At 36.7% G+C, this 6,037-nt stretch carries 5 protein-coding genes; 4 read left to right on the forward strand and 1 reads right to left on the reverse strand.

Annotated features, from left to right (window positions below; translation table 11 throughout):
* A partial coding sequence (locus tag RV04_RS12715; RefSeq protein WP_071858827.1) for a type 1 glutamine amidotransferase domain-containing protein occupies positions 1–531 on the forward strand: 531 nt, incomplete at its 5' end.
* Positions 532–573: 42 nt separating this feature from the next.
* Entirely contained in the window at positions 574–1,434 is an 861-nt protein-coding gene (locus RV04_RS12720; RefSeq protein WP_071858828.1) for an aldo/keto reductase, read from the forward strand.
* Between the two features lie 98 nt (positions 1,435–1,532).
* On the opposite strand, the gene RV04_RS12725 is transcribed toward RV04_RS12720, so the two are convergent.
* The gene (locus RV04_RS12725; protein WP_071858829.1) at positions 1,533–2,084 is read right to left on the reverse strand and encodes a TetR/AcrR family transcriptional regulator; all 552 of its coding nucleotides are present in this window, start codon (positions 2,082–2,084) and stop codon (positions 1,533–1,535) included.
* Between the two features lie 144 nt (positions 2,085–2,228).
* On the opposite strand from RV04_RS12725, the gene RV04_RS12730 reads away from it, so the two are divergent.
* On the forward strand, positions 2,229–2,930 hold the full coding sequence (locus RV04_RS12730) for an ABC transporter ATP-binding protein (protein ID WP_071858830.1): 702 nt from the start codon (positions 2,229–2,231) through the stop codon (positions 2,928–2,930).
* Positions 2,931–2,939: 9 nt separating this feature from the next.
* Positions 2,940–5,687 (forward strand): FtsX-like permease family protein, encoded by a 2,748-nt coding sequence (locus RV04_RS12735; protein WP_071858831.1) that lies wholly within the window; start codon positions 2,940–2,942, stop codon positions 5,685–5,687.
* Positions 5,688–6,037: the final 350 nt, after the last annotated feature.

Genomic DNA, 6,037 nt, shown 5'->3' on the forward strand with positions numbered 1-6,037 from the left:
TTTTTAACTTTGCAACAGAACCGTTTAATGAACTTAGATGAAATTGATTGGAAATGGTACACAGATGAAGTATTCCGAAACCGCGCATTAAGTAATACCTTAAAACCCTCAGAGGTGAATGCTGAAGATTATGTAGCTATTTATTATGCCGGTGGTCATGGCGCAATGTTTGATTTTCCAGACGCTAAAGAACTTTCAGCGATAGCGAGCAAAATTTACAAAAATCAAGGAATAGTTTCAGCCGTTTGTCATGGGATTGTAGGTCTATTGAATATAGTAGATGAACAAGGCAAAGAATTGGTAGCTGACAGAATAATTACTGGCTTCACCAATGAAGAAGAAGAAATTGGTCAAGCGACAGCGATTGTTCCATTTCTTGCTGAAGATGAGCTTAAAAAACATGGTGCGAACTATCAATCAGGTGCTGCATACACGGATGTTGTTAAAGTAGACGGACGCTTATTAACTGGACAAAATCCTCAGTCTGCTCATAGCTTGGGACAGGCAGTAGCCAAAAAATTGAAAAAATAATTACAGCGACCATAAATTTTTTGAAGAATGGGCGGAATAAAGATGGAATACAAACAATTAAATAATGGGCTAAAAGTTCCGATCTTAGGATTTGGGGTTTTTCAAATTTGGGATCAAAAAGAGAGTGAAAAAGCGGTATTGAATGCTTTAAACGTTGGTTATCGTCTGCTGGATACAGCGGCAGTCTATTATAATGAAGAAGCTGTCGGAAAAGCTATAAAAAATAGCAATGTTCCCAGAAGTGAGATTACATTAACTACAAAATTGTGGATCAAGGACGCTAGCTATGATGGTGCAATGTTTGCTTTTGAACGTTCCACTAAAAAGTTACAAACAGATTATTTAGATATCTTTTTAATCCACCAACCTTATAATGATTATTATGGAGCCTGGCGAGCTATGAGTGAATTATATGAAGCGGGGAAAATCAAAGCGATCGGTGTGTCTAATTTTTCTACTGGAAGAATGACGGATCTAACATTGAATCATGCAATCAAACCGGTGATCAATCAAATCGAACTGCACCCATATCGCCAACAAACCTTACAGCGGGAAGCAGCAAAGCATTTTGATATCGCAATCGAAGCTTGGAGTCCATTCAACCAAGGTAAAGATGGGATCTTTGCTGATGCAACTTTACAAGATATCAGCAAAAAATATGGTAAATCCATTCCTCAAGTCATCTTACGGTGGCAAACACAGTTAGGAATCATGACAATCCCTAAATCGATCCATTTAGATCGGATCAGAGAAAATTATGAGATCTTTGATTTTCAACTAACTTCTGAAGAATTAGAAAAAATTGCGGGCTTAGATAAAGCACCAACTAGTGTTGGACCTAGAGAAAATCGCGAATTGGTCGAACGATTGCATCAGATTGATCCAGATGTAGATCATCATTAAAAAGGACAAACTAAAGCGGTCCTATTGCGAGTTCTGTTTGGAATAATTTTAAAATAAAGGGCTTGATCGTCAACATTGACGATCAAGCCTTTTTGATTTTATTTCGAAGTAGGCAATACTTTAGATAATACTAAACTAATATCCTCGGATGAAGTGCCATCATCATTGGAAAGCCATTCCACGATTATTCCCAAGGTCCCTTTTACAAAATAGCTGAAATAATACTCTAATAAAATAGGGTTTTGTTCATTATATAGGTCTTTAAAAGCCTCGATTGCCAAATCATGGACTTCACCAAAAATCGTGTCCATTAGATAACTTGAATTGTTGCTTTTTAAGAGCGTTAATGAAAGTACTCGATTCGCATATAGGACATCGATAAAACGACTGAACCAAACGACGATATTGTCGGTATTTTGTAGTTTGATCGTTGGGAGAATTTGTTCCGTCAATTCGGTTTCAATTTGATGAAATAAATCAAGTGGATCTTTATAATGTTGATAGAAGGTCCCACGATTTATATCGGCCTTTTTAGTAATATCTGTAACAGTTATTTTTTGAAGATCTTGTTCTGCGAGTAACTCTAAGAATGCTTCACGAATTACATTGCGTGTATACACTGTCCTACGGTTGTTTTTCTTGCCTGTCATATGAAACCTCCAACAAATTTTTTAGATGTGTTCAAACAATGACGGAATCATAAAAATTGATTATTGTAGTTATTTATAAGATTGATTATAGTAAAAAAAGAACAAAAAAACAACAGAGTGTTTAAAACATAACGAGGTGGTCGAATGAGTTTTATTGAAGTCAAAAATGAATTTAAACGTTATCACATGGGAGAAATCACCATCGTTGCGAACAACGATATAAATTTCTCGATTGAAGAGGGAGAACTGGCAGTTATTTTAGGTCCCAGTGGTGCAGGTAAATCGACCGTCTTAAACATATTAGGTGGGATGGACTCTCCTGATGAAGGGCAAATATTAGTCGATGGAACAGACATCGCTAGCCTAAACAAAAAGCAATTAACAGAATACCGACGAACGGATGTCGGTTTTGTTTTCCAGTTTTACAATTTAGTTCCTAATTTAACGACCAAAGAAAATGTCGAATTAGCGACGGCAGTTTCACCAGATGCTCTAGATGTAGTTAGTACATTAAAACAAGTCGGGCTAGGCGAACGATTACTTAATTTTCCCGCTCAATTATCTGGCGGGGAACAACAAAGGGTCTCGATTGCTAGAGCATTAGCGAAAAATCCGAAAATCTTGCTTTGTGATGAACCGACGGGGGCCTTAGATTATGAGACTGGAAAACAAGTCTTACAATTGCTTCAAGATGTCAGTCGTAAACAGGGCCGGACAGTTGTCCTGATTACACATAATAGTGCGATTGCTCAGATGGCTGATCGAGTAATTAAAATAAACGATGCAAAAGTTCGCTCGATAGAAATCAATGAACACCCAGCAGCGATCTCAGATATAGAATGGTAGGTGGTACTGTTGAAAAAAAACTTGTATCTTCGCAGTACGTTTCGTGACATTCGAGGGTCTTTGAGACGCTTTATAGCGATCATATTAATTATCTTTATGGCTGTTTTACTTTTTGTTGGCATCAAATCAGTCGGTCCCAATCTAGAAACCAGTATCCAAAATTATGTAGAGAAGCAAAATACTTCGGATCTACAAATAGTCGGAACTGCAGGATTGACAAAAGATGATCAGGCGTTAGCGAAAAAAATAGCGGGTGCTGAAGTTGAATTAGGCTATAGTTTTCCTTATGCGGATGAAAAAAACGATAAAAATATCCAAATGTATTCTTATAATAAAGCCGATAAGCAAAATGAGTTAAAACTTCTCGCTGGGAAGTTACCGAAAAACAAAAATGAAATAGTTTTAGATAAAGCGTTAAAAAGTGCTTATCCAATCGGTTCAACTATTAAAATTGATGACTCCCAATTAGCAGAGAGTTCCTTTAAAGTGGTTGGTTATGTTGAATCACCTATCTACGTAGATAAAACTCAAAAAGGGTCAACCATTGTAGGGGATGGTTCGCTTGATGGCTACGCTTATTTACCAGCTACTGCTTTTGATAGTGACGCCTACTCAATCATGTACTTGAAATTTGCAGACTTGGCAAGTAAAGATATGTTCTCAGATTCGTATGAAGAGGCCTTAGTCAAAAAAGAAAATCAATTAGAGAAACTATTTGATAGAAGAAAATCGGAACGTAAGCAAGAATTAGTCGATACTGCGAATGCAGAAATTCAAAAAAATCAGTCCGAGATCGATGATAATCGGATGAAGTTAGACGACGGACAAAAACAGATCAATGCAGCACGGCAACAAATCGACCAACAGAAAAATCAATTAGCTGAACAAAAAGAGAGGATTGAAGCCTCAGGTAATGAAGAGGCGATTCGCTCATTTACTGAAGCGCAAACACAAGTGACTACTGCTGAAAGCAAATTGAACGAACAAGAAGCCGAACTAAAAGAAAACAGTAAAAAAATCAATGATGGGCAAACTGAAATTGATAAGGCTAGAAACGATTTAGCAGAAATGAAGCTGCCCAATTATCTACTGACGGAACGTCGTTCTAATCCTGGTTTTGAAGAAGTCACTAGCCTTTCTACTAGAATTGATGCTATTGGGAATATTTTTCCGGTATTCTTTTTCCTTATCGGGATTCTGATCACCTTTACTACGATTACCCGGATGGTGGAAGAAGATCGTAAAGTGATTGGGACATTAAAAGCTTTAGGGTATCGAAATAGTGAAATTGCCCAAAAATATATCGTGTATGCGGCATTAACAGCCATCATCGGAACGGTTTTAGGCGTGCTGGTGGGGACTAAGTTATTACCACCGGTAGTATTCAAGATGATGGGGACCTCGTACGTCTTCCAATCCTATCCAACGAATTTTTGGCTGGTGCCGATTGTTATTGCCATCGCAGGCGCTTTATTAGCTACTTTGGGGGCAACTATTTATATTTTGATCAAAGATCTCCGAGAAAAACCCGTAGCTTTACTAATGCCTAAAGCACCTAAACCTGGGAAACGTATTTTCCTTGAATACATTACACCTTTATGGAGTAGATTGAGTTTTAACCAAAAGGTGACGTATCGTAATTTATTCCGTTATAAAGCAAGAATGATTCTAACGGTAGCTGGTATAGCAGGTTGTTGTGGTCTGATGCTGGCAGGATTTGGATTAAAGGATTCTATTGGTGATTCAGCTGATATTCAATTTAACCAACTTACACATTATCAGGCCATCGTGACCTTAGAAAGTGATCAGACAACACAACAAGCAGATAAAGCAGTAAAAGTAATAGATGACAACAATCAAATCAACCAATCATTACCTGTTTATTCTTCTCAAGTCAACTTCAAAAAAGAAGGGATCACAGATCAATCAGCAACAGTTTATGGCTTTCAGAACAACGATCATATAGATGATCATTTTACATTCAAGAAAAAAACAAAAGATTCATCGACAGATTTTAACAAAGATGGAATCGTCATCACGCAAGGGTTAGCGAAAGCCTACGATGTAACTGTCGGCGATAAGATGACCATGCAAGATGGTAATGGGAAAAATATGCACGCAAAAGTAATCGGGATTGTAGAAAACTATTTAGGAAATAGCATCTATACTAGCCAACGTTACTTAGAAAAAATCAGTAAAGAATCTACGGATTCAAATACCTTTTTGCTTAAAACAAAATCAATGAACAACAATGCTGAAAAGAAACTCTCTAAACAACTCCAGGATACTGGACAGGTTATTACTACGACATTTATGAGTGATCAACTCGATAAACAAGCCTATGCTAGTACCAACCTCGATCCCGTGGTTATCATCTTCGTCGTTTTATCAGGGACACTAGCGTTAGTCGTATTATTCAATTTAACGAATATCAACGTTTCTGAAAGAGAAAGGGAGCTTGCTACGATCAAAGTTTTAGGTTTTTATGACCCTGAAGTAACGATGTATATTATCCGAGAAATGATTATCTTCACTATCATGGGGATTTTAATCGGATTTGGGGTAGGAAATGCCTTGACCTGGTTTATTATCACTACGGCTTCTTCACCGATGATCAGCTTCCCATTAGTTGTTCCGATGGTCGGGTATATCTTCTCTGCCGGACTTACCATCTTATTTACGGGGATCGTTATGTTTATCACTCATCAACGATTGAAGGCCATTGATATGATTGGAGCGTTAAAATCAAATGAATAGTATTTGAAACATCGCTAAAGGAGAATCTTATTGGATTCTCCTTTTTCGTATAGATGAATTTTTAAAATTTATTTATAATATAAAGTAATCGAATAAATTTTAAGGAGGAATCTATGAAGTATGTATTGATCGTTATGTTTATTGTGATGATTAGTAGAAAAAAAAAAAATAAGAAAGAAGACTAATCACTGCTAATCTTCTTTCTTATTACTGGTATGATGATCTTATTTAGAATAATAGTCTATTTTACTGAGCTTGATAGACAAGAAACTATCTAATTCAATTTGAATGTTACGACAAGGGAATAAGAATTCAATAAATTGAAAATTTCGGTTCTGTTGCAAAGTTTT

It is taken from the genome of Enterococcus hermanniensis (assembly GCF_001885945.1).
GTDB lineage: Bacteria > Bacillota > Bacilli > Lactobacillales > Enterococcaceae > Enterococcus_A > Enterococcus_A hermanniensis.

Excerpts from the sequence above, each read along its gene's own strand:
- RV04_RS12720 (WP_071858828.1), top strand. The coding sequence starts at position 574 with ATGGAATACAAACAATTAAATAATGGGCTAAAAGTTCCGATCTTAGGA.
- RV04_RS12725 (WP_071858829.1), bottom strand. The coding sequence starts at position 2,084 with ATGACAGGCAAGAAAAACAACCGTAGGACAGTGTATACACGCAATGTA.
- RV04_RS12730 (WP_071858830.1), top strand. The coding sequence starts at position 2,229 with ATGAGTTTTATTGAAGTCAAAAATGAATTTAAACGTTATCACATGGGA.